Raw genomic sequence first — 21,486 nt, forward strand, 5'->3', positions numbered from 1 at the left:
ACCCCCGCGGCGGAAGGGGCGCCGAAGCCGAAATTCTCCGCAACGTCCAGGCAACAAAAAACCGGCCCGAGGCCGGTTGTTCCGTTCATAGGGTGGTCGAAGGGAGACGGGAAGGCCCGCCATTCCCTTCGACCTGAGCGCCTCCCGTTAGCGGGGGGCGGGGATCGGGAGGCGCTCGCCGATGGGCGCAAGACCTCAGCGGGAGGAGGTTGGAGGGTGGCCTCAGGACCCTGCGCCCGACCGGTTAGTGCCGGCGGCGACCAGAGGACTGGGACTGGACCTTGCTCCAGGAATTGCCGAACGAACCACCGCCGATGATGCCGTTGCCCACCGCGTTCTGGCTGCCGGTGACGTTGCCATGGCCTACATTGTTGTTGTTGCCCTTTACGATGCCGGAAACAACATTGCCGCTGAGGATGTTGGCGTTGTTGAGCAGCCCGATCCCGCTCAGAAGGGCAATGTTGCCCGTCTGCACCGACGGCGAAATGTTGACGAAGCCGCCATAGGACGACTGGGTAGTTCCGCTCTTGCCCCAGCCTCCGGCCATGGCCGGAACGGCGGCGAAGGTCAGCGTCGAGGATAGCGCAGCGAATGCAATCAGCTTCAGCATTAGACTTCTCCCTTGGTAATCGAAGTCTTCTGCCCAGCGGTTAATCTCCGAGCCAGAGAAAATCACTAACGGAAAATTAATACAATCGAAAATTGCAGAGTAACTCAAGTACACGCACGAAACATTCGATTAATACTAATGCGCGTAATTTAGTTTAAATTTTATACAAGCAAGGAAGCAGCCTCAGATGTTCCATTTCTCGATGAATTCCATAGGCGACAGCACCTGCATGTCGGGAATGGCTTCGGCCAGCTTTTCCTCCGGCCAGTCCCACCAGGCGAGCGCCTTGAGCGCCGTGGCCACGTCATCATCGAAGCGCATGCGGATGCGCCGTGCAGGGACGCCCGCAACGATCTCGTAGTCGCCCACCGGCTTCGTTACCACGGCGTTCGCGCCGATCACCGCTCCGTCGCCGACCGTCACGCCTGGCATGATGACGGCGCCGTGCCCGATCCACACGTCGTTGCCAATCGTGACCTGCTTCGCACGGCGGCGCTCGCGAAACTCCTGGTCGACGCCCTGGAATTTGAAGAACTCATTCGGGCGGTAGGTGATCTTGTGCGTCGACACCCGCTCCATCGGGTGCTCCAGCGCGTTGATCCGCACATTCGCGGCAATCGAGCAGAATTTTCCGATGGTGGTGTAGATCGCCTCGCCGTGGCGCTCGAAATAGCTGAAGTCGCCGACCTTCACCTCGCGCAGCACGACGCGCTCGCCGATGACGACGTGGCGGCCGAGCTTGCAGGATTTCAATTCCGCGGTGGGATGAATGCGCGGGTCGCCATGCGGCGCCCCCGCCTTTTCCTTGGACATGATCAGTCTCGGGTCATCAGCATCCGCATCAGGACGTCCGAGCGGAAGACGAAGTGCTGCACCAGCGCGCCGGCAATGTGGAGAACAACCACAGCGAGCAGCAACAGCTTGAGGATGTTGTGGGCGCCGGCGGCGCGCCAAGTGTAAGCCGCAGCCCGATCCGCCACAGCGCCAGCATCAGGATCAGCAGGCCCATCGTCACATGGATGTTGGCAGCATCCACCGCGTCGGCCGTCGGTTCCTCGCCACTCATGACCGCGCGAAATGCGTCGCCGATGCCTTGATTGAGGAAAAACTGGAATGCGACCAGAAGGGCCACCGTCCAGTGCAGCATGATCTGCGTCGCCGAATATCCCTGCGTGCTGTCGCGTACGCTCATCGCCCTCTCCTGCCGTTGCGATCACAGTTACGTTGATCCAGCCGCGGGCGGCAAGATGGCATCTTTCAACCCGCTGCGCGAGACGGTATCAAGGTTCCATGACCGGTTTTACAGCCAGCCTCGCCCGCCCTGCCGCGCTTGCGGTCCTGGCGGTTGCGCTTTCCGCCTTTGCGGGCGTTGCCTTCGCAGGGTGGATGGAGCACGCGCCCGCGATCTTCATGGCGCTGGTCGATTCCGGCCTGTCCTGGTGCTTCTGACGCACCGGCACCATTCCTGATAAAGGGGCTTCTCCATGATGCGATCGATCCTTGTCGGCATACTCGTCGTCGTGGCGCTTGCCGTCGGCTGGATGACGTTCGACTGGTATCGCGTACAGCATACTGCCAAGGCCTTTGGCGCGCCGTTTGAACTGGTTCAGGGCAATGGCGAGCCGATCACCCAAGAGGCCCTCAAGGGGCATCCGAGCGCCGTCTTCTTCGGCTTCACCCATTGTCCGGAAGTCTGCCCCACGACCCTGTTCGAGCTCGACGGCTGGCTGAAGACACTGGGCGACGAGGGCAAGGACATCCGGGCCTATTTCGTCAGCATCGACCCGGAGCGCGACACGCCCGAGATCGTCCACAGCTACGTCACCAACGTTTCTGACCGTATCGTAGGCATCTCCGGGGAGCCCGAGAAGGTGATGGCGATGGCGAAGTCGTTTGGCATCTACTCGAAGCGCGTCGATCTCGAGAACGGCGACTACACGATGGACCACACCGCCTCGATCCTTCTCCTCAACTCCGATGGCGACTTTGCCGGCACCATTGCGTATGGAGAGAATCCTGACAACGCCATAGCCAAGCTGAAGCGGCTGGCCAAAGGTTGAACTGCATGACCCAGACCCGTCTCTATTTCGTCGCCAAGCGCCCTCTCTCCACCGACCTGTTCGCTGCGATGGAGACGCATTTCGAGGATGACGGCTATCCCCTCGCCTCGGTCGAGCTCGACGAGGACAACGGCATCGACGAGATCTCCGTCTACGCCGACAACGATGAGATCGACGACATCGAGGCGCGCATCCGCAGCCTGACCGGCGAGGCGCTGGAGATCCAGCGCGAGGAACTGCCTGATGTCGACTGGGTGGCGAAGTCGCTGGAAGGGCTGAAGCCGGTCCGCGCGGGACGCTTCCTCGTCCACGGCCGCCACGATCGCGACGAGGTGCGTGAGGGTGACATTGCGATCGAGATCGAGGCCGGCCAGGCATTCGGGACCGGCCACCACGGCACGACGGCGGGCTGCCTTGAGATGATCGCTTCGGTCGTTGCCGACGAGCAGCCGAAGAACGTTCTCGACCTCGGCACCGGCAGCGCCGTGCTTGCCATTGCCGTTGCCAAGCTCGCCCTGGTCCCGGTGCTGGCCACCGACATCGATCCGGTGGCAACGGAGGTCGCAACCGAGAACGTCGCACTCAACGGCGTGTCGCAGTGGGTGACCACGGCGACTGCGCCGGGCTTCGACGATCCGATCTTCGCCGAGCGCGGCCCATTCGACCTGATCATCGCCAACATTCTCGCCAATCCGCTGATCCAGCTTGCCCCGGAGATGGCGCGTAACGTGGTCGACGGCGGTTCCCTAATTCTGTCGGGAATTCTCGACTCGCAGGGGGACGCGGTGATCGCCGCCTATGTGGCCGAAGGCTTTCGCCACATCCGCACCACGCACCTCGAGGGCTGGGTCACCATTCACCTCAAGCGCTAGAGCGCTTCCTGCAAGGGTGGAAAAGAAAAGACCGTTTCCGGGGTATCAGTCGGAAACGGTGTGAAAGAGGTCAGTCTCTAACCTATGCAAACTAAAAAGGCGGCCCGAAGGACCGCCTTTTAGTTGTTCCGATGGCGTCGCCCCACGCTATCAGAACATGTACGGTGCACCGCGGCTGCTGCGCTCGAGATCTGCGCGGTTGTGACCAGCAGCCTTCAGGGTCTCATCGTCCAGCATCAGGAGAGCGCTGGCGACATAGCGACGGGCCTGCTTCTCGCGCGCCGTCACCATTGCGTTGACTGCATTCCGGAAGAAACCACCCTTAGCCATGCCTATCTCCTGTGCGCTCGGGACAACATCTTGTTGACGCATAGGTAAGGTCTGCTGACCCAAAGGACCAGTGCAGATAGCGCATGGCGACCATGCAGTTTTTGCATGTGCGAAGTGATTGTGCGCCGCAACAAGGAGCGACCGTTGCAAGGCTTCATCATGAGGTCTAGACCTGCTGGCAGTACAACCAGCAACAGAGCGGCATGATGTTCCAGTCATTCGACGTGCGCACCAATCCCTCGCAGGGCATCGAGAGGGTGGCGCTGCTACGCGCCAAACTCGCCGAACACAAGCTCGACGGGTTCCTTGTTCCGCGCGCCGACGAACATCAGGGCGAATATGTCGCCGCCTGCTCAGAGCGGCTGCAGTGGCTCACCGGCTTCACCGGTTCCGCCGGCGCGGCGCTGGTCCTGAAGGACAAGGCAATCCTGTTCGTCGACGGTCGTTACACACTTCAGGCGAAGGCTCAGGTCGATCCGGGAACGTTCCGCATTGAAAGCCTCGTTGAAAACCCGCCGGTAAAATGGCTGGAGGCCAATGGTGAGGGGCTGACGATCGGTTTCGATCCCTGGCTGCACACGATCGCCGAGGTCGAGGCCTTCGAGAAGGCCGGCATCGAGCTCACCCCGGTTGAGAACCTTGTCGACGCCGTTTGGGCGGACCGCCCTGCTCCGCCGGCCGGCAAGATCGAGATCCACCCACACGGCTTTGCCGGGGTGCTCGCTAAGGACAAGATCGCCGATCTTTCGGAATCGCTTGCAAAGAAGGGCGCAACGCACGCGGTGCTGACCGATCCGTCGTCGCTCGCCTGGGTGTTCAACATCCGCGGCAGCGATGTCGCCCATACGCCGCTCGCGCACGGTTTCGCGATCCTCAGCACCGACGAGCTGCCAAAGCTGTTCATCAGCCGCGACAAGCTAACGATCGAGACGGACGCCTATCTCACCCAGCTTGCCGACGTGCTTGAGCCCTCGCAGCTCGAAGAGGAGCTTGCCCGCATCGCCGCCCTCGGTGGCACGGTCGCGCTCGATCCGGTGCTGGCGGCCGAGAAGCTGCGGATGATCGTCGAGGAAAACGGCGGCACGACACTTGCCCTGCCCGACCCCGCCCGCCTGCCGCGTGCGACCAAGAACAAGGCGGAGCTTGCCGGCAGCCGAGCTGCGCATCGCCGCGACGGCGCTGCGGTGACCAAGTACCTTTGCTGGCTCGACCGGCAGGAGCCCGGCACGATCGACGAGATCCAGGCCGTGCAGGCGCTTGAGCAGTTCCGCGTCGCGGTCGGCGAGGAAACGCAGATGCCGCTGCGCGACATCTCGTTCGACACGATCTCGGGTGCCGGCCCCAACGGCGCCATCATCCACTATCGCGTGACCACCGGCACCAATCGCAAACTGCAGGCCGGCGAACTCTATCTCGTTGACTCCGGCGGCCAGTACCAGGACGGTACCACCGATATCACCCGCACGGTCGCTGTCGGTACGCCGACGCGCAAAATGTGCGAGCGCTACACGCTGGTGCTCAAGGGCCTGATCCAGATCTCGCTGCTGCGCTTCCCGGCGGGCACCCGTGGCATGGACATCGACGCAATCGCCCGCCGCGCGCTCTGGGCCCACGGCCTCGATTATGCCCACGGCACCGGCCATGGCGTCGGCTCGTTCCTGTCGGTGCACGAGGGGCCGCAGCGTATAGCCAAGACCGGCGCGGAAAGGCTGCTGCCGGGGATGATCATTTCCAACGAACCCGGCTACTACAAGGAAGGCGCTTACGGCATTCGCCTCGAAAACCTGATCGTCGTCGAGGAAGCCGCGCCGATCCCGGGCGGTGACATTCCGATGCACAGCTTCGAGACGCTGACGCTTGCGCCGTTCGACCGCAGGCTCATCGTTGCCGACATGCTTGATCCAGCCGAGCGCGCGTGGCTCGACGCCTATCATGCACGCGTGCTGCAGGAGATCGGGCCGATGCTTGACGGAGAGACGCTGGCCTGGCTCGAAAAGGCCGCAGCGCCGCTTTGATAGCTCTAGAGCGTATTGCGCAGCAGGATCAGCACTGCTGCGCCGCTTGCCACCATCACGATGAGATTGCCCCGCAGGGCAACAAACCCGGCGACCGCTAGCGCTGCCCATTCTGCCACGCCGCCCGTGGTCGCCGCGGGCGCGACCAATGTCGTCAAAACCGCCGCCGGCACGGCGTTCAGCCCCGCCTCCACACGCGGATGAATCCTCTCGAAGCGCGACAGCACCAGGTGGCCGCCGACGCGCGTGAGGTAGGTAACGACCGCACCGGCAATGATGATCCAGAAGGTCGCGGTCATTGGCTGACGCCTTTCCTCACCGGTACGATCGCCGCCGCGAGCAACACGCCCGCTATCGCACCGATGGAGACGTGCCAGGGCGAGCCGACGGTATTGTAGGCGATAACCGACGCGACGCTGCTCATGGCGACAATCGGAAGCCACAGCGGCCGGTCGCGAAAGTCCATCACCAAGCCGAGGAAGTAGATCGGCAACAGGAAATCGAGGCCGATCTTGTGCGGATCGGGAATCAGGTTGCCGAACGCCGCGCCAACCGCGCCCTCTGCGGTCCAGAAGACGTAGATCGGCAGCGCCATGCCGAGATACCAGGAGAAGGTCAGACCCTTGCCCTCGCCGTTCGACCGTCGCTCGGCCTCGCCAAATTGCGGGTCTGTCAGGAAGAAGAAACCCATCGTCCGCTTGACCGGCGTCCAGTGCATCACGTGCCGCGACAGCGCGGCAGAATAGAGCACGTGCCGGAAATTGACGGCGAAGATCGACAGCACGACGATCCACGCCGGGATCGACTGGCCGAAGAGTTCCAGCCCGACCAGCTGACTTGCGCCAGCAAATACCGTCGCGCTCATCAGAGCCGCCTCGCCGATGCTAAGGCCGTTCTGCACGGCCACGACGCCGAACAGAATACCGAACGGCGCCGAAGCAATAACGACCGGGGCGGAGCTCTTTACGCCCTCGAAGAATTCTTGCACGCTTCTGGAAGTCATCCGGTTTTGTTCTGCCGTTGTACTTGCCCTTACGTCGGGCTCGAAGCGTGGATGTAGGTCAGCCGGATTGCCAAGTCACATAAATTCGGTTGAGCCAATCATCAGGATTATTGGCCAACCAGCTCGAACCACTGGTCCTCGTCAATCACCTCGATGCCGAGCTCAGTCGCCTGCTTCAGCTTGGAGCCCGCGCCGGGGCCGGCGACGACCAGGTCGGTCTTCTTCGACACCGAGCCAGAAACCTTGGCGCCGAGCCGTTCGGCCATCGCCTTGGCCTCGTCGCGCGACATGCGTTCGAGAGTGCCGGTAAAGACGACCGTTTTGCCGGCGACTGGCGAGGAGATCTCGCCGACAGGCTCTTCATCGAGAGGGGTCACCTGCGCCAGCAGGGCGTCGAGCGCCTGGACGTTGTGCTCCTCCGCGAAGAAGTCGACGAGCGCCTGCGCAACAACCGTGCCGATGCCGTCGATGTCGTTGACCAGCGACTGCCACTGCGCGTTGCCAGGCAGGCCCTTGGCCGCCGGCGGCTCGGCGCTGGTCACGGTCTCGCGCAACGCGTTGAATGACAGGAAGTGGCGCGCGAGACGCTTCGCGTTGGTCTCGCCGACGTGGCGGATGCCAAGTGCGAACAGGAAGCGCGACAGCGACACCTGGCGGCGGTCATCAATCGCCGCATAGAGTTTGCGCACCGAGACGGTTCCGAAGCCGTCGAAGTTTTCGAGCTTCGTCAGGGCGCCTTCCTGCCGCTGCTTGAGCGTGAAGATGTCGGCGGGCGTGCGGATGCACAGCGACGGGTCTTCCTGCGAGAAGAAGAACTCGATCTGTTTTTCGCCCAGCCCCTCGATGTCGAAGGCGTTGCGCGAGACGAAGTGGCGGATGCGCTCCATCGCCTGCGCCGAGCAGATCAGGCCGCCGGTGCAGCGCCAGACCGCCTCGCCCTCCTCGCGCACAGCATGACTGCCGCAGACCGGACAGGCGTGCGGGAACTGGTACGGAGCGGAATCAGCGGGCCGCTTCTCAGGCACGATGTCGAGGATCTGCGGGATCACGTCGCCGGCGCGCTGGACGATCACCGTGTCGCCGACGCGAATGTCCCTGCCCTCGCGGATCGGATTGCCGTCATTGCCGATGCCGCGGATGTAGTCTTCGTTGTGCAACGTCGCGTTGGTGACGACGACGCCGCCAACCGTCACCGGCTCCAGCCGCGCCACTGGCGTCATCGCGCCGGTGCGGCCGACCTGGATGTCGATTCCTTTGAGAACGGTCGTCGCCTTCTCCGCCGGGAACTTGTGGGCGGTCGCCCAGCGCGGGCTGCGCGAGCGGAAGCCGAGCCGTTCCTGCAGGTCGAGGCGGTTCACCTTGTAGACAACGCCGTCGATGTCATAGGGCAGCTCGGCGCGCTGCGCCTCGATCGCCCGGTAGTGCTCCAGCATCTCGTCAGCCGAGCGGCAGATCTTGGTCAGCTCGTTGATCTTGAAGCCCCACGAGCCGATCCGCTGGACTGCTTCGTACTGGGTGGCCGCCAGCGGCTCGCTCGTCTCGCCCCAGGCATAGGCGAAGAATTTCAACGGCCGCCTGCGGGTGACCTCCGGGTCCTTCTGGCGCAGACTGCCAGCCGCGAAGTTGCGCGGATTGGCGAAGGTACGGCCCTGCTCTGCCGCCGCCTTCTCGTTAAGCGCAAGAAAATCGTCGCGGCGCATATAGACCTCGCCGCGCACCTCGACGATTTCCGGCGCATCAGCCGGCAGCTTCTGCGGGATCTCGTCGATCGTGCGAACATTCGCGGTCACGTTCTCGCCGGTCTCGCCGTCGCCGCGCGTTGCGGCCGTCACCAGCTCGCCGCGCTCGTAGCGCAACGACATCGACAGGCCGTCGATCTTCGGCTCGGCGGTGAAGACCAGCTCCTCGCCGCTCGAGAGCGACAGGAAGCGGCGCACAGAAGCAACAAAGTCGCGTGCGTCAGCATCACTGAAGACGTTGTCGAGCGACAACATCGGCCGGGAGTGGCGCACCTGACCAAAGGTACCGGTCGGCGCCGTTCCCACAGCCCGCGAGGGCGAATCCGAGCGGATCAGCTCGGGGAATGCCGCCTCGATCGCTGCATTGCGCAGGCGCAGCTCGTCATAGTCCGCGTCGGAGATGGTCGGCGCGTCTTCCGCGTAATAGCGACGGTCGTGCTCGGCAATCTCGGCCGCGAGCGCGGCGAGTTCCTCAGCGGCCTCCTGCGGCGTGAGTTCTTCGACGGGCTTGCGGGTAATGGACATGGGCGCGAATCCGGCTGCAACTAGGTGCGCTAAAGTAGCGTTGCGGCCGCAGGGCTCAAGCCCTCGGATCAGTTGACCGCCGCGTTCTCCCGTAAGAGTCTGTCAGCAGCCGCACGCGCTTCGTCTGTAATGGTCGCGCCGGCCAGCATGCGGGCGATCTCTTCCTGCCGCGCCTCGCGGGCGAGCGTCTCCACGCCGGTCGCGACCTTGTCGCTGCCGCCCGACTTGGCGATCAGGTAGTGCGAATGCGCGCGTGCCGCGACCTGCGGCGCATGGGTCACCGACAACACCTGAATGCGCTCGGCAAGCCTTGCCAGCCGCTGGCCGATCGCATCCGCCACCGCGCCGCCTACGCCCGTGTCGATTTCGTCGAAGACGAGCGTCGGTGCCGAGCCCCGATCGGCAAGCGCCACCTTGAGTGCCAGCAGGAAGCGCGAAAGCTCGCCGCCCGACGCCACCTTCATGATCGGCCCCGGACGCGTTCCCGGATTGGTCCGGACCCAGAACTCGACCTGGTCGATGCCGCTCTCCGAGCGGTCTTCCGGGTTGGAGGAAATTTCGACGATGAACTCGGCGCGCTCAAGCTTGAGCGCCGGCAGTTCCTTCATCACCGCCTTCGCCAGCTGCGAGGCCGTGCCCTTGCGCAGTTCCGAAAGATGGAGTGCTGCCTCGTCATAGGCCGCGCGTGCCGCAACCGCTTCCTGTTCGAGATGGGCAAGGCGCTCCTCGCCCGCGTCGAGATCGGTGAGGTCGGCCACCATCTTGTCGCGCAGAGCGGCGAGGTCATCGACCTGCACCGAGTGCTTGCGGGCCGCGGCGCGAAGCGCGAACAGGCGTTCTTCCGCATCTTCCAGCGCCTTCGGATCAAACTCGCTGGCGCGCAGCGCGGCGTCGACCGCCTCCTGCGTCGCATCGAGCGAAATCAGCGCCTCGTCGAGAGACTTGATGATGTCATCGAGCAGGCCCGGCGCCTCAGCCGCCTTTCGCTGAAGTCTCCGCAGCAGGCTGGCAAGCTGCGGCACGGCTGAGCTCGGACCGGACAGCACGTCCTGCGCGTCGGTGATATCGGTCGCAATCTTTTCCGCGCGCATCATATGCGCGCGCTTTTCGGCGAGCTCCGACTCCTCGCCCGGTTGCGGCGCAAGTTTTGACAGCTCGTCAACGCAAGAGCGCAGATAGTCCGCTTCGCGCGCCGCTGCCTCGACCCTGGCGCGGTGGCGCGACAGCGCATGTTCTGCGTCACGCCATGCCTGCCACATGCGTGCCAGCGACTGCGCCTGACCGACATGGCCACCGAACGCATCGAGCAATTCACGGTGTGCGGAGGCGTCCACCAGCGCACGGTCGTCGTGCTGGCCGTGGATCTCGACTAGCATGCGGCCAATGCTGCGCAAGAGCGTCACGCTGGCAGGCTGGTCGTTGATGAAGACACGGCTGCGCCCGTCCGCCGACTGAATGCGGCGAAGGATGAGGTCGCCGCCATCGTCGTCAAGGCCGTTTTCCCGTACGGCTTCGCGTGCCGGATGGTTGATCGGTACATTGAATATTGCAGTCACGCTGCCTTGCGTCGCGCCATGACGCACCAGCGAGGCGTCGCCGCGCGCACCAAGTGCGAGGGAGAGCGAATCGAGGAGGATCGACTTGCCGGCGCCCGTTTCACCGGTCAGCACTGACAGGCCCGACGCAAAATCGAGGTCGAGCCGTTCAATCAGAACAATGTCGCGGATCGACAGATGGGCGAGCATCAGGAGCTGAGACCGAAAATGGAGTACCGATTCCCGGAGAAGACCACGACGCGAACAAAAGGTGAAGACCCTCCCGCAGGCAAGTTACCCCGCCCGCGGAAAGATCAGCTTTCCTTGGCGCCGAGCAGCTTGCCAACGCCGCTCAGCCAGGAGCCCTTGTTCTCGCGCGGCTCGAGGCCGCCGGACTGCAGCAGCTTGTAGGTGTCCTTGTACCACTGGCTGTCCGGATAGTTGTGGCCGAGCACCGCTGCCGCAGCCTGTGCTTCCGAAGCAAGGCCCATTGCGAGATAGGTTTCGGCTAGGCGAGCCAGCGCCTCCTCGACATGGCGCGTGTCGGAATACATCTCGACCACGTTGCGGAAGCGCTTGATGGCGCCGACATATTCGCGGCGCTCGAGATAGTAGCGGCCGACCTGCATTTCCTTGCCGGCGAGCTGGTCGCGGGCATAACGGATCTTGGCGTGCGCGTCGTCAACATATTCAGACTCAGGCCAGCGTTCGATCAGCTCGCGCATGGCCTCGGCCGTGCGGCGGGCTTCCTTCTGGTCCTGCGTGACGTCGCGGATCTGGCGGAAATATGAAAGGCCGATCAGGTACTGCGCGTACGCAGCGTCCTCGCTGGTCGGATAAAGCGACACGTAGCGCTGGCCAGCGGTGATAGCTTCTTCGTACTTGGCGGAGCGGTAATTGGTGAACGCGCTCATCAGCAGCGCCTTGCGGGCCGGCTCCGAATAAGGATGCTGGCGGTCGACCGCCTCGAACTTCTTCGCTGCCTCGCCCATCCGGCCGGCATCGAGATTCGCTAGGCCCTGATTGTACAGCTCGTTGGCCGGCTCGACGGTCTCCGCGTAGGAGGCAAGGTCAATATTCTTGTCCGACGCGCAGGCCGAAACCATCAAAGGCAGAACAGCCGCCGCTACTGCCAATGCCAGTCGACGGCGCGGCGAGGCGGTTACAGCTGTATTGAATTCACTCATGACGGGTCTCGCCCCTCTGGCGTGGCTAATCGTACGTCGCGGCAGTCTTAGTCGAACCGCCGTCACTCGGCAACGTTGTCACGACCCAATGGCGCTTTTTTGTGGCGCTGGGGTGGAAAGGACTGGGGAAGAACACGCGTTTCAGATCATCCAGGGCGCGAATGCAGGCCCGTTAACCGCGATCATCTCTGCCTGGCGTCCGATGGCAGGCCGGCGAGCTTCAACGATCTCGTAGGCAGAGCGGTCGCTGAGCAGCGCCTTCAGCGCGTTGGCGTTGAGCTTGTGGCCGCCGCGATAGGAACGGAAGCAGCCAATGAAGCACGCGCCCGCGAGCGACAGGTCGCCCATGGCGTCCAGCATCTTGTGGCGGACGAACTCATTCGGATAGCGCAGGCCTTCCATGTTCACGACGCGGTGGTCCTCGCCGATCACGACGGAGTTCTCAAGCGACGAGCCGAGAGCGTAGCCAGCGGCCCAAAGACGCTCGACGTCCTTCATGAAGCCGAAAGTGCGCGCCCGCGACACTTCGGTGCGAAACGAATCCGGCGTGACATCCAGCGCGAAGAACTGGCGACCGATGGCCGGCGTCTCGAAGTCGATCTCGATCTCGAAGCGAGTGCGGTCGTGCGGGCGGAATTCTGCCCAAGAGGCACCGTTTTCGATCCGCACGGGCTTCAGGATACGGATGTAGCGGCGACGCACCTGCTGCGTCTGCAGCCCGGCCTGCTCGATCGCCTCGACGAAAGGTGCCGCGCTGCCATCCAGAATCGGCACCTCGTTACCGTCGATCTCGATCAGCACGTTGTCGAGGCCGGCGAAGGTAACGCCCGCCATCAGGTGCTCGACGGTCGCAACGTACGGGCCCTGAATATCACCAAGCACCGTGCACAGGTCGGTATTGCCCACTTCGCTGAAGAGGGCGCGAATCTCGGTCGACTTGCCCGTCTCATCGACGCGGGAAAACACCACGCCGGTATCCGGATCGGCCGGAATGAAATGAACCGTAACTGGCTTGCCGCTGTGAACACCAACGCCGGATAGTGATACGCGCGACTTGAGCGTCGTCTGGTAGTCGTACAACTCGATCCCCATTTTTCGCCCCGAAATGCCGCTGCGCCAGCCTGGCGCTGCTAAACGACGATTGAGCCCTCATCCCCATGCGCTCACCGTCAGCGGATGCTGCGGAAAATAGCTATCGCACCTCCGCGAACCAAATCACTGTTTCTTTCCCGCTGTTACGCTCGATAACAAAACGTTAACGGCGGTAATCGCGTGGAAATACGGGCGCTTGCCGGCAATTGCCGCTGCCGCGTATAAACAAAAGGCGGGTGCCTGAGCACCCGCCTTTCTTCCTTCAATCCGTAGATCGTGATCAGTTTGCCTGGCGGCGGAGGAATGCTGGGATGTCCAGCTGATCCTCTTCCTGGTGCACGCGCGGCTGAACCGACATGCGGCCCTGGTCATCGAGCTGGCCACGACGCGGCGCATAGAGCTGGGCGTCGGCGCGGCGGTTAGCTTCCGGAGCCGGCTGGCGCAGGCGCGGCTCGCGCGGCTGTGCCGGCTGCAAGCGGGCAGGCTCTTCCTCGCGGCGCGACGACAGGCCGGCGGTCAGGCGCTTCAGCAGACCCATCGGACCGCGGTCCTCGTGGTCAGCCTGCGGCTGCGGAGCGCGGGCAGCCTCGATCTCGGCACGTGCGACCGGCGGGAAGTCCTCGACGCGCGGCATGCGCGGCTGGGCGACTTCCACCTGCGGAGCCGGAGCCTCGACGCGGGCCGGAGACGGCTGCGGAGCGGCGACCGGTGCTGCGGGAGCAACCGGGGCGACTGCGACCGGCTGCTCGACCGGCGGCTGCTTGAACAGGTTGCTCGACGGACGGAACTCCTGGGTCGGTTGCTGGACCGGAGCCGGAGCAGCAACCGGGGCTGCCGGAGCGGCGGCAGCGGCGAGCTCGGCATTGGCCTCGGCGACGCGGATTGCCTCGGTGACCGGATCTGCGGCGCGCGGAGCAGCCTCGGCGACCGGAGCCGGTGCCGGAGCGACAGGAGAGGTGCGAACCTCGACCGGACGCTGCTGCTGGACCTGAGCGACCGGGCGCTGCACCGGCTGCTGGCGAACCATGATCGGCGGCGTGTTGATCTCGGCTGCCGACTTGTCGATGCCGGTGGCGACGACCGACACGCGGATGACGCCCTCGAGCTCCTCGTCGAAGGTCGCGCCGAGGATGATGTTGGCATCCGGGTCGACTTCCTCGCGGATGCGGGTCGCAGCCTCGTCGACTTCGAACAGGGTCAGGTCGCGGCCGCCGGTGATCGAGATCAGCAGGCCCTTCGCGCCCTTCATCGAGGTCTCGTCGAGCAGCGGGTTGGCGATCGCAGCCTCGGCAGCGGCCATCGCGCGGCCCTCACCCGAAGCTTCGCCGGTGCCCATCATCGCCTTGCCCATCTCGCGCATGACCGAGCGGACGTCAGCGAAGTCGAGGTTGATGAGGCCTTCCTTGACCATCAGGTCGGTGATGCAGGCAACGCCCGAATAGAGCACCTGGTCGGCCATCGCGAATGCGTCGGCGAAGGTGGTCTTGTCGTTGGCGATGCGGAAAAGGTTCTGGTTCGGAATGACGATCAGCGTGTCGACGTTCTTCTGCAGTTCCTCGATGCCCATGTCCGCGGTCTTCATGCGGCGGGCGCCTTCGAAGTGGAACGGCTTGGTGACGACGCCGACGGTCAGGATGCCCTTCTCGCGAGCAGCGCGGGCAACGACCGGAGCCGCACCGGTGCCGGTGCCGCCGCCCATGCCGGCGGTGACGAAGCACATGTGGGTGTTCGACAGGTGGTCGATGATCTCGTCGAGGCATTCCTCAGCCGCCGCACGGCCGACTTCAGGCTGCGAGCCGGCACCGAGACCCTCGGTGACATGCGCGCCGAGCTGGATGAGGCGCTCGGCCTTCGACATGGTGAGGGCCTGAGCGTCGGTGTTGGCGACAACAAACTCGACGCCGCGCAGGCCGGCGGTGATCATGTTGTTGACGGCGTTGCCGCCACCGCCGCCAACACCGAAGACGGTGATGCGCGGCTTGAGCTCGGTGATGTCCGGCTTCTGCAGATTGATGGTCATTGTCCTCGTCCTTTTACCTTTTCCCGCTGCTCGCCGCCGCGGAGCACGGGGTCGCCCCCGTTGTTCCTAAAAACTCTCTCGCAACCACTGACTGACACGCTGAAGCCGGCCACCGGTGCCAGTGGCACGGAAAGGTAGTCCACCCCCCTTCCCGTTTCGGCTCTCGAAACCCGCCATCTGCGGGTAGATCAGGAGGCCAACCGTCGTCGCAAACGCCGGTCCCTTCGCGGCCTCCGGAAGACCCGTTACACCGAGCGGCCGCCCCAGCCGCACGTTACGGGCCAGTATCCGCCGCGCCGCCTCGGGCAGACCCGCAAGCTGGCTTGCACCGCCGGTCAGCACGACACGCTTGCCGACGACCCCGCCGAAACCAGACTTGTTCAGCCGGTCGCGTACGAGTTCCAGCGTCTCCTCGACGCGGGCGCGGATGATCTTGTTCATGATGGCGCGCGGCGCCTGCTGCGGCGCCTCGCCATCCTCCGGATTCATCGGGTAGACCGTGACCATGTCGCGGTCGTCGCCTGTCGCCGGGAGCGCCGAGCCATGCATGACCTTGAGGCGTTCGGCATATTCGCGGCGCGTCGACAGGCCCTTAGCGAGGTCCATTGTGACATGGCTGCCGCCGATCGGAATGACTTCCGCGTGCACGAACTTTCCTTCGGCGAAGATCGAGATCGTCGTCGTGCCGCCGCCCATGTCAACGCAGGCCGCGCCCATCTCCGCCTCGTCATCGACGAGCGCGGCAAGGCCGCTGGCATAGGGGGTCGCCACCATGCGCTCGACCGACAGGTGCGCGCGGTTAACGCAAAGCTCAAGGTTGCGCAGCGGTGCCGCATCCGCGGTCAGCACATGCATGTCGACGCCGAGCACGTCGCCGATCATGCCGGACGGGTCGCGCACGCCACGCTCGGCATCGAGCGAGAAGCCGATTGGCAGCGAATGGATCACCTCACGCTCGGCGCGCATTGCCTGCTTTGCGCCAGCCGCGAGAACCCGCTTGATATCGGAAGGTCCGGCCTCGTGACCGCCGAGATTGACTGTCGAGGAGAACACGGTGCTGGACAGACGGCCCGCGGAGACGTTGACGAACAGCGACTCGACGGTGAGGCCAGCCATGCGCTCGGCGGCATCGACAGCAAGGCGGATCGCCTGTTCGGCCTGATCGAGATCGACGATTACGCCGGATTTCACGCCCATCGACTTCTGGTGACCGATGCCGATGACCTTGACCTTGTGGGTGCGCCCCGGAAGCCGCTCGCTTTCCTCGCAGGGCTTCAGGCGACCGACGACACAGCACACCTTGGTCGAGCCAATGTCGAGCACGGTGACGATACCGGAGCGGCCCGCCGAAACATCAGATTTACCGCGCAGCCAGCTCATACACGACGCTCCGCAGGACGATAATGCTTGCCAAGGCGCTCCTTCATCACCGCCTCGCGCGCCGTCGCCGCATCCGGCGACAACTTCACGACCAGGCGGTCAGGGAAGCGCATGTCGACGATCTGGACGTCGCGAGCCAGCAGACCGTGCTGCTGGTCGAGTTCGATGAGATCGCGAAGGGCTACGTCAACGCCATTCTCGGGCAGCTTGACGGTAAGACCATTGTCGAAGCGCAGGTCCCAGCGGCGCTCGGACACGCGCACATAGCCGCGCACGCGCTGCGCCAGACCAGGAACCTGGGCAACCTGGGAGATGAAAGCCTTGGCCTCCTCGGCTGCACCGCTACCGACCACGAGCGGCAGCGTCAGGTGGCGTGTGCCCGCGAGCGGAGCGATGACCTTGCCATCTTCCTCGATCAGGGACAGCAGGCTGCCGCGCTGCCAGATCGCGAACGGCTTGCGCTCGGTGACAGCAACCTCGAGGGTGGCGGGATAAACCTTGCGCACCTCGGCACTTTGGATCCACGGCAACGTCTCGATGCGCTTGCGCGCCCCTTCCGCATCGAAGCCGATCAGAGAGGTATAGCCGTCGAGGCCGACGCGGTCGAAAATATCGACGTCGGACGTCTCGACATTGCCGACAACGCGAATCTCCTCGATCGCAAAACCGGTGCGCGCGGTGACAGCCTGCACAACAGTGGAGGTATGACCACCCGCGACCATGCCATAGGCAGAAAAACCACCAACCAGCGCCGCAGACAGCGCCAGCATCAAGAACGGCGGAGCTTCAACTTCGCCCGCGACGAAGCGCGAGACGAAACGCGCCGGCCTGCGCATCATGCGCGGCAGCACGAACCCGCCATCACGTCGCCCGGCCCTCAACGCAAACAAGACGCGTCCTCCACCATCCAACTCAACAATTCACCAAATGTATATCCCGCTTCCGCGGCTAGCTCTGGCACCAGGGACGTCGGCGTCATGCCGGGTTGCGTGTTCACTTCCAGCCAGATCAGCTCGCCATTTTCGGAATAGCGGTCGTCGAAGCGGAAGTCGGAACGCGATACGCCGCGACATCCAATTGCCTGATGTGCCTTCAGAGCCAGTGTCTGTATTTTTTGGTAAATAAACGGTGAAACTTTCGCGGGGCATTCGTGTTTTGACCCACCGGCAGCGTATTTTGCGTCGTAGTCGTAGAACGCCCCACCCAGGGGAATGATCTCGGTGACGCCCAGCGGGCGATCGCCCATCACCGCACAGGTCAGCTCGCGACCATAGACGTAGCGCTCGACCATGACGGTATCGCCGTATTTCCAGTCCTCGGAGCGCAGCACCTGGGGCGGATGCGCCTGGTCTTCCTTGACGATGACGACGCCGAAGCTCGACCCCTCGTTAACCGGCTTCACCACATAGGGAGCCGGCATCGGGTGCTCGTTTCCGATGTCGAATCGATTCACGACCATCGATTCGGCAACCGGCACACCGGCAGCCTTGACCACCTTCTTGGCCTGGTCCTTGTTCATCGCCAGCGCCGAGGCGAGTACGCCTGAATGCGTGTAGGGAATCTCGAGGTATTCGAGGATGCCCTGGATCGTGCCGTCCTCACCGAACGGACCATGCAGCGCGTTGAAGGCTACGTCTGGCTTCAGCTCCGCAAGCACCGACGCGACATCCCGGCCAACATCGACCCTACTGACCCGGTAGCCCTCGGCCTCGAGAGCATCTGCGCAGGCATTTCCGGAAGAAAGCGAAACCGGCCGCTCTGAGGAAAAACCGCCCATGAGAACGGCTACGTGCTTTCTCGTCATGCCCGGTAATCCCCTCTTCCGCCGGCCGCATTCCAGCGTTTCGCAGAGTTGAGTCGGAGTCATCCAGCGGCTGCAGCCGCCAGCATCTCGAACACGCTCGACTCAAATCAGGAAACGATTCGTCCTTAAGGAATCAGAGGTTGGATTCCGTGGCAAGACCTTGAGATTCAGGAAGGATTCACAAATCGATACATTTTTAGGTATCGGCTGGAACGTAAGGTAAACACGCAAAGGGCGAGCCGTTTGGCCCGCCCTTATCAGGTGTCTGAAAAGACTTGAAAATGCCTCAGGCGGTCTCGCCCAGGAACTCCTTCACCTCGCGGCCGGGCAAAAATTCACCGACGCGCTTGATCTCCCATTCGAGGCGGATGCCGGAATTGGCGAGCACCTTCGCGCGCACCGTCTCGCCGAGAAGTTCGAGGTCGTAGCCGGTCGCGGTGCCGGTATTGATCATGAAGTTGCAGTGCATCTCCGACATCTGCGCGCCACCAATGGTGAGGCCGCGCGCGCCGGCCTTGTCGACCTCCTTCCAAGCGGAAGTGCCTTCCGGGTTCTTGAAGGTCGAACCACCGGTCTTCTCGCGGATAGGCTGCACCGTCTCGCGATGGTTCTGCACCGCATCCATCTCGGCGCGGATCTTTTCAGGGTCTTCAGGATAGCCCTCAAACTCAGCGCTGACGAAGATCAGGTCCTTTGAAACCGAAGAGTGCCGGTAGGCGTAGCCCATCTCCGCCTTGGTGAAGAGATGGATCTTGCCCTTCCGGTCGACCGCGCGCACGGACACGACGCGCTCACGCGTCTCGACGCCATTGGCACCCGCGTTCATGCGCAGCGCACCGCCGATCGATCCCGGAATTCCGTGGTAGAAGTGGAAGCCACCGAGGCCAGCCTCAAGCGCGGCAGCGGCAAGGCGCTTGTCGGGGACGGCAGCTCCGGCCCGCAGCCGGTTACCGCCCAGATACTCGACGCTGCCAAAACCCTTCGCGGAGAGGCGGATGACAACGCCGCGAATGCCGCCTTCACGCACCAGCAAGTTCGAGCCGACACCGACTACCAGCACCGGAACATCCTCCGGCAGCACCTTCAGGAAGGCCGCGAGATCGTCCTCGTCGGCTGGCTGGAACATCAGGTCGGCCGGGCCGCCGGCACGGAACCAGGTGATGGCGTCCATCGGCGCGTCGGGCGTCAGCCGGCCGCGAATGCCGGCGACAGCATCGCCCAGCCGCGCGAGAAGCTCGGTACCCATGCTCATTGCGCGGCGAGCTCGCCCGGAAGGGCATAGGCCCACTGGGTGATGTTGCCAGCACCCAACATGACGACGAAGTCGCCCGGCTCCGCCATTTCCTTGACCAGCGGCGCGATCGCGGCGGCACCTTCGATGTAGCGCGCGTCACGGTGGCCGCCGGCACGGATGCGGGCGACCAGCGCCTCGGAGGTGATGCCCTCGATCGGATCCTCGCCTGCCGCATAGACGGGCGCGACCAAGATGGTGTCGGCGTCGTTGAAGCAGGAGGCGAAATCGTCGAACAGGTCCCGCAGGCGCGTAAAGCGGTGCGGCTGAGCGATGGCAATTACTTTGCCCTTGCAGGCAGAGCGCGCCGCCTTCAGCACGGCTTTGATCTCGACCGGATGGTGTCCGTAGTCATCGAACACCTCAACGCCGTTCCACGAGCCCGTACGGGTGAAGCGGCGCTTCACGCCACCGAACGAGGCGAGACCTGCGCGGATGGCATCCGGCCCGATCCCGAGCTGGTGAGCGACGGTGATGGCGGCCGTGGCGTTGGAGATGTTGTGCTTGCCCGGCATCGGGAGACGCAGGCCTTCGATCGTCGTCTCGGTGCCCTGCTTGCGGTCGCGGATCACCACGTCGAACTCCGAGACCACGCCGTCCATGCGGACGTTGCTGAAGCGCACGTCCGCCTGCTTGTTCTCGCCATAGGTGATGACACGGCGGTCCTCGATCTTGGACACCAGCGCCTGCACCTCGGGATGGTCGATGCACATGACGCCGAAGCCGTAGAACGGCACGTTCTCGACGAACTGGCGGAAGGCGTCACGCACCTTGTCGAACGAGCCGTAATGGTCGAGGTGCTCAGGATCAATGTTGGTGACGATGGCGATGTCGGCCGGCAGCTTCAGGAAAGTGCCGTCGCTCTCGTCAGCCTCGGCGACCATCCAGTCGCCCTGGCCCATGCGGGCGTTGGTGCCATAGGCGTTGATGATGCCGCCATTGACGACGGTGGGGTCGAGCCCGCCGGCGTCGAGCAGTGCCGCGACCATCGAAGTGGTGGTCGTCTTGCCGTGCGTGCCGCCGATCGCGATCGCATTGCGGAATCGCATGATCTCGGCCAGCATTTCGGCACGGCGCACAACCGGCAGCAGCTTCTCGCGGGCGGCGATCAGCTCCGGGTTGTTCTTCTTGACGGCAGAGGACACGACGATAACCTCGGCTGAGCCAAGGTTTTCAGCCTTGTGGCCGACCATGCACTCGATGCCCTTCTCGCGCAGGCGCTGGACGTTCTGGCTGTCGGCCTGGTCGGAGCCCTGCACCTTGTAGCCAAGCGTGTGCAGCACCTCTGCGATGCCGCTCATGCCGATGCCGCCGATGCCAATGAAATGCACGACGCCGATTGTCTGCGGCATCTTCATGCGCGCATCCTTCCCTTAAATGCTTCCACGGATTCGCCCGATGCAATAGCCTCCACGAGGTCGGCAAGCAACTGCGTCGCATCGGGCTTGCCAACACTGCGCGCTGCCGCAGCAATTTTCGAGCAGTCTGCGGGACTGGTCATGTAGTGCGAAAGTTTTTCCGCAAGCACATCTGCCGAAAGCGACGCCTGCGGACAGACTTCGGCGCCGCCGACTGCCGCAAGGGAAGCTGCATTGGCCGCCTGATCGTGATCGAGCGCGTGCGGATACGGGACGAGTATTGCCGGACGGCCTACGGCAGCCACTTCCGACACCGTCGACGCACCCGACCGCGAAATCACCAGATGCGCATTGGCGATGCGTGCAGCCATGTCGGTGAAGAACGGCGCCACCTCAGCGGGGACGCCAAGCTCGGCATAAGCCTTGCGAACGGCCGCCTCGTCTTCCGGCCGCGCCTGCTGGGTGACCTTCAGCCGTGCGCGAAGTTCTGGCGGCAGCTTGCGGATTGCGCCCGGAATAGCGTCGGAGAAGAACTGCGCACCCTGACTACCGCCAAACACCAGCAGGCGGAATTCACCGCTTTCCGCAGACGGCTCGTAAGGGATTTTCGCCGCTTCGATGACGGCCGGGCGGACAGGGTTGCCGGTGGTCACGGTCTTGGCGGC

Annotated in this window: 21 protein-coding genes; 4 read left to right on the top strand and 17 right to left on the bottom strand. The window is 63.8% G+C overall.

Annotated elements, in window-relative coordinates; translation table 11 throughout:
• Window positions 1–244: 244 nt before the first annotated feature.
• The 3 genes from L610_RS04520 to L610_RS04530 all read right to left on the bottom strand — a co-directional run bounded on the left by L610_RS04520 (window position 245) and on the right by L610_RS04530 (window position 1,802).
• A complete protein-coding gene (locus L610_RS04520) occupies window positions 245–610 on the bottom strand; it encodes a hypothetical protein (RefSeq protein ID WP_024846577.1) in 366 nt (121 codons plus the stop codon).
• A gap of 183 nt (window positions 611–793) precedes the next feature.
• Window positions 794–1,423 (bottom strand): DapH/DapD/GlmU-related protein, encoded by a 630-nt coding sequence (locus L610_RS04525; RefSeq protein WP_144702857.1) that lies wholly within the window; start codon window positions 1,421–1,423, stop codon window positions 794–796.
• A 28-nt stretch (window positions 1,424–1,451) separates the two neighbouring features.
• Complete coding sequence (locus tag L610_RS04530; RefSeq protein WP_144702859.1) at window positions 1,452–1,802, bottom strand: cytochrome b/b6 domain-containing protein; 351 nt, start codon at window positions 1,800–1,802, stop codon at window positions 1,452–1,454.
• A 98-nt stretch (window positions 1,803–1,900) separates the two neighbouring features.
• On the opposite strand from L610_RS04530, the gene L610_RS20145 reads away from it, so the two are divergent.
• The 3 genes from L610_RS20145 to L610_RS04540 are packed head-to-tail and all read left to right on the top strand — an operon-like array spanning window position 1,901 to window position 3,542.
• Window positions 1,901–2,059 (top strand): hypothetical protein, encoded by a 159-nt coding sequence (locus L610_RS20145; RefSeq protein ID WP_186441329.1) that lies wholly within the window; start codon window positions 1,901–1,903, stop codon window positions 2,057–2,059.
• Between the two features lie 35 nt (window positions 2,060–2,094).
• The gene (locus L610_RS04535; protein ID WP_024846580.1) at window positions 2,095–2,670 is read left to right on the top strand and encodes an SCO family protein; all 576 of its coding nucleotides are present in this window, start codon (window positions 2,095–2,097) and stop codon (window positions 2,668–2,670) included.
• Between the two features lie 5 nt (window positions 2,671–2,675).
• Window positions 2,676–3,542, top strand: a complete 867-nt coding sequence (locus L610_RS04540) for a 50S ribosomal protein L11 methyltransferase (RefSeq protein ID WP_024846581.1) — start codon at window positions 2,676–2,678, stop codon at window positions 3,540–3,542.
• A gap of 150 nt (window positions 3,543–3,692) precedes the next feature.
• On the opposite strand, the gene L610_RS04545 is transcribed toward L610_RS04540, so the two are convergent.
• A complete protein-coding gene (locus L610_RS04545; RefSeq protein ID WP_024846582.1) occupies window positions 3,693–3,872 on the bottom strand; it encodes a hypothetical protein in 180 nt (59 codons plus the stop codon).
• A 203-nt stretch (window positions 3,873–4,075) separates the two neighbouring features.
• On the opposite strand from L610_RS04545, the gene L610_RS04550 reads away from it, so the two are divergent.
• Window positions 4,076–5,887 carry an aminopeptidase P family protein gene (locus L610_RS04550; RefSeq protein ID WP_186441331.1) on the top strand — a complete coding sequence of 604 codons (1,812 nt, stop codon included), beginning with the start codon at window positions 4,076–4,078 and terminating at the stop codon, window positions 5,885–5,887.
• Window positions 5,888–5,892: 5 nt separating this feature from the next.
• On the opposite strand, the gene L610_RS04555 is transcribed toward L610_RS04550, so the two are convergent.
• The 13 genes from L610_RS04555 to L610_RS04615 all read right to left on the bottom strand — a co-directional run.
• A complete protein-coding gene (locus L610_RS04555; protein WP_024846584.1) occupies window positions 5,893–6,186 on the bottom strand; it encodes an AzlD family protein in 294 nt (97 codons plus the stop codon).
• Complete coding sequence (locus tag L610_RS04560) at window positions 6,183–6,890, bottom strand: AzlC family ABC transporter permease (protein WP_144702865.1); 708 nt, start codon at window positions 6,888–6,890, stop codon at window positions 6,183–6,185. Before L610_RS04560 ends, L610_RS04555 begins: the two co-directional genes overlap by 4 nt.
• Window positions 6,891–6,997: 107 nt before the next feature.
• Entirely contained in the window at window positions 6,998–9,154 is a 2,157-nt protein-coding gene (ligA, locus tag L610_RS04565) for an NAD-dependent DNA ligase LigA (RefSeq protein WP_371712951.1), read from the bottom strand.
• A 68-nt stretch (window positions 9,155–9,222) separates the two neighbouring features.
• Window positions 9,223–10,899, bottom strand: coding sequence for a DNA repair protein RecN (gene recN, locus L610_RS04570; RefSeq protein WP_144702868.1), 1,677 nt, complete (start codon window positions 10,897–10,899; stop codon window positions 9,223–9,225).
• Between the two features lie 104 nt (window positions 10,900–11,003).
• A complete protein-coding gene (locus L610_RS04575) occupies window positions 11,004–11,876 on the bottom strand; it encodes an outer membrane protein assembly factor BamD (RefSeq protein ID WP_034329132.1) in 873 nt (290 codons plus the stop codon).
• A 141-nt stretch (window positions 11,877–12,017) separates the two neighbouring features.
• The gene (gene lpxC, locus L610_RS04580) at window positions 12,018–12,968 is read right to left on the bottom strand and encodes a UDP-3-O-acyl-N-acetylglucosamine deacetylase (RefSeq protein ID WP_144702871.1); all 951 of its coding nucleotides are present in this window, start codon (window positions 12,966–12,968) and stop codon (window positions 12,018–12,020) included.
• Between the two features lie 280 nt (window positions 12,969–13,248).
• Window positions 13,249–14,988, bottom strand: coding sequence for a cell division protein FtsZ (gene ftsZ, locus L610_RS04585; RefSeq protein ID WP_024846590.1), 1,740 nt, complete (start codon window positions 14,986–14,988; stop codon window positions 13,249–13,251).
• 66 nt (window positions 14,989–15,054) lie between these two features.
• Window positions 15,055–16,368, bottom strand: a complete 1,314-nt coding sequence (gene ftsA, locus L610_RS04590) for a cell division protein FtsA (RefSeq protein ID WP_024846591.1) — start codon at window positions 16,366–16,368, stop codon at window positions 15,055–15,057.
• Window positions 16,365–17,258, bottom strand: a complete 894-nt coding sequence (locus tag L610_RS04595) for a cell division protein FtsQ/DivIB (protein ID WP_245263634.1) — start codon at window positions 17,256–17,258, stop codon at window positions 16,365–16,367. The genes ftsA and L610_RS04595 overlap by 4 nt, the downstream gene beginning before the upstream one ends.
• The gene (locus L610_RS04600) at window positions 17,246–18,172 is read right to left on the bottom strand and encodes a D-alanine--D-alanine ligase (RefSeq protein ID WP_024846593.1); all 927 of its coding nucleotides are present in this window, start codon (window positions 18,170–18,172) and stop codon (window positions 17,246–17,248) included. The genes L610_RS04595 and L610_RS04600 overlap by 13 nt, the downstream gene beginning before the upstream one ends.
• Before the next feature lie 286 nt (window positions 18,173–18,458).
• Window positions 18,459–19,424, bottom strand: coding sequence for a UDP-N-acetylmuramate dehydrogenase (gene murB / locus L610_RS04605; RefSeq protein WP_024846594.1), 966 nt, complete (start codon window positions 19,422–19,424; stop codon window positions 18,459–18,461).
• Window positions 19,421–20,821 carry a UDP-N-acetylmuramate--L-alanine ligase gene (gene murC, locus L610_RS04610; protein ID WP_144702874.1) on the bottom strand — a complete coding sequence of 467 codons (1,401 nt, stop codon included), beginning with the start codon at window positions 20,819–20,821 and terminating at the stop codon, window positions 19,421–19,423. Before murC ends, murB begins: the two co-directional genes overlap by 4 nt.
• The coding region (locus L610_RS04615) for a glycosyltransferase (protein ID WP_305765055.1) at window positions 20,818–21,486 on the bottom strand (669 nt) is incomplete at its 5' end. The genes L610_RS04615 and murC, both read right to left, overlap by 4 nt.

The organism is Aminobacter sp. J44, from assembly GCF_007829415.1.
Classification (GTDB): domain Bacteria; phylum Pseudomonadota; class Alphaproteobacteria; order Rhizobiales; family Rhizobiaceae; genus Aerobium.

Bases quoted from the DNA above. Each gene is read 5' to 3' on its own strand.
- L610_RS04555 (WP_024846584.1), bottom strand. From the start codon at position 6,186: ATGACCGCGACCTTCTGGATCATCATTGCCGGTGCGGTCGTTACCTAC.
- murB (WP_024846594.1), bottom strand. From the start codon at position 19,424: ATGAGCATGGGTACCGAGCTTCTCGCGCGGCTGGGCGATGCTGTCGCC.
- L610_RS04550 (WP_186441331.1), top strand. From the start codon at position 4,076: ATGATGTTCCAGTCATTCGACGTGCGCACCAATCCCTCGCAGGGCATC.
- L610_RS04535 (WP_024846580.1), top strand. From the start codon at position 2,095: ATGATGCGATCGATCCTTGTCGGCATACTCGTCGTCGTGGCGCTTGCC.
- L610_RS04525 (WP_144702857.1), bottom strand. From the start codon at position 1,423: ATGTCCAAGGAAAAGGCGGGGGCGCCGCATGGCGACCCGCGCATTCAT.
- murC (WP_144702874.1), bottom strand. From the start codon at position 20,821: ATGAAGATGCCGCAGACAATCGGCGTCGTGCATTTCATTGGCATCGGC.
- L610_RS04520 (WP_024846577.1), bottom strand. From the start codon at position 610: ATGCTGAAGCTGATTGCATTCGCTGCGCTATCCTCGACGCTGACCTTC.
- L610_RS04540 (WP_024846581.1), top strand. From the start codon at position 2,676: ATGACCCAGACCCGTCTCTATTTCGTCGCCAAGCGCCCTCTCTCCACC.
- L610_RS04545 (WP_024846582.1), bottom strand. From the start codon at position 3,872: ATGGCTAAGGGTGGTTTCTTCCGGAATGCAGTCAACGCAATGGTGACG.
- L610_RS04560 (WP_144702865.1), bottom strand. From the start codon at position 6,890: ATGACTTCCAGAAGCGTGCAAGAATTCTTCGAGGGCGTAAAGAGCTCC.
- ftsA (WP_024846591.1), bottom strand. From the start codon at position 16,368: ATGAGCTGGCTGCGCGGTAAATCTGATGTTTCGGCGGGCCGCTCCGGT.
- L610_RS04600 (WP_024846593.1), bottom strand. From the start codon at position 18,172: ATGACGAGAAAGCACGTAGCCGTTCTCATGGGCGGTTTTTCCTCAGAG.
- ftsZ (WP_024846590.1), bottom strand. From the start codon at position 14,988: ATGACCATCAATCTGCAGAAGCCGGACATCACCGAGCTCAAGCCGCGC.
- L610_RS20145 (WP_186441329.1), top strand. From the start codon at position 1,901: ATGACCGGTTTTACAGCCAGCCTCGCCCGCCCTGCCGCGCTTGCGGTC.
- lpxC (WP_144702871.1), bottom strand. From the start codon at position 12,968: ATGGGGATCGAGTTGTACGACTACCAGACGACGCTCAAGTCGCGCGTA.
- recN (WP_144702868.1), bottom strand. From the start codon at position 10,899: ATGCTCGCCCATCTGTCGATCCGCGACATTGTTCTGATTGAACGGCTC.
- L610_RS04530 (WP_144702859.1), bottom strand. From the start codon at position 1,802: ATGAGCGTACGCGACAGCACGCAGGGATATTCGGCGACGCAGATCATG.
- L610_RS04575 (WP_034329132.1), bottom strand. From the start codon at position 11,876: ATGAGTGAATTCAATACAGCTGTAACCGCCTCGCCGCGCCGTCGACTG.
- ligA (WP_371712951.1), bottom strand. From the start codon at position 9,154: ATGTCCATTACCCGCAAGCCCGTCGAAGAACTCACGCCGCAGGAGGCC.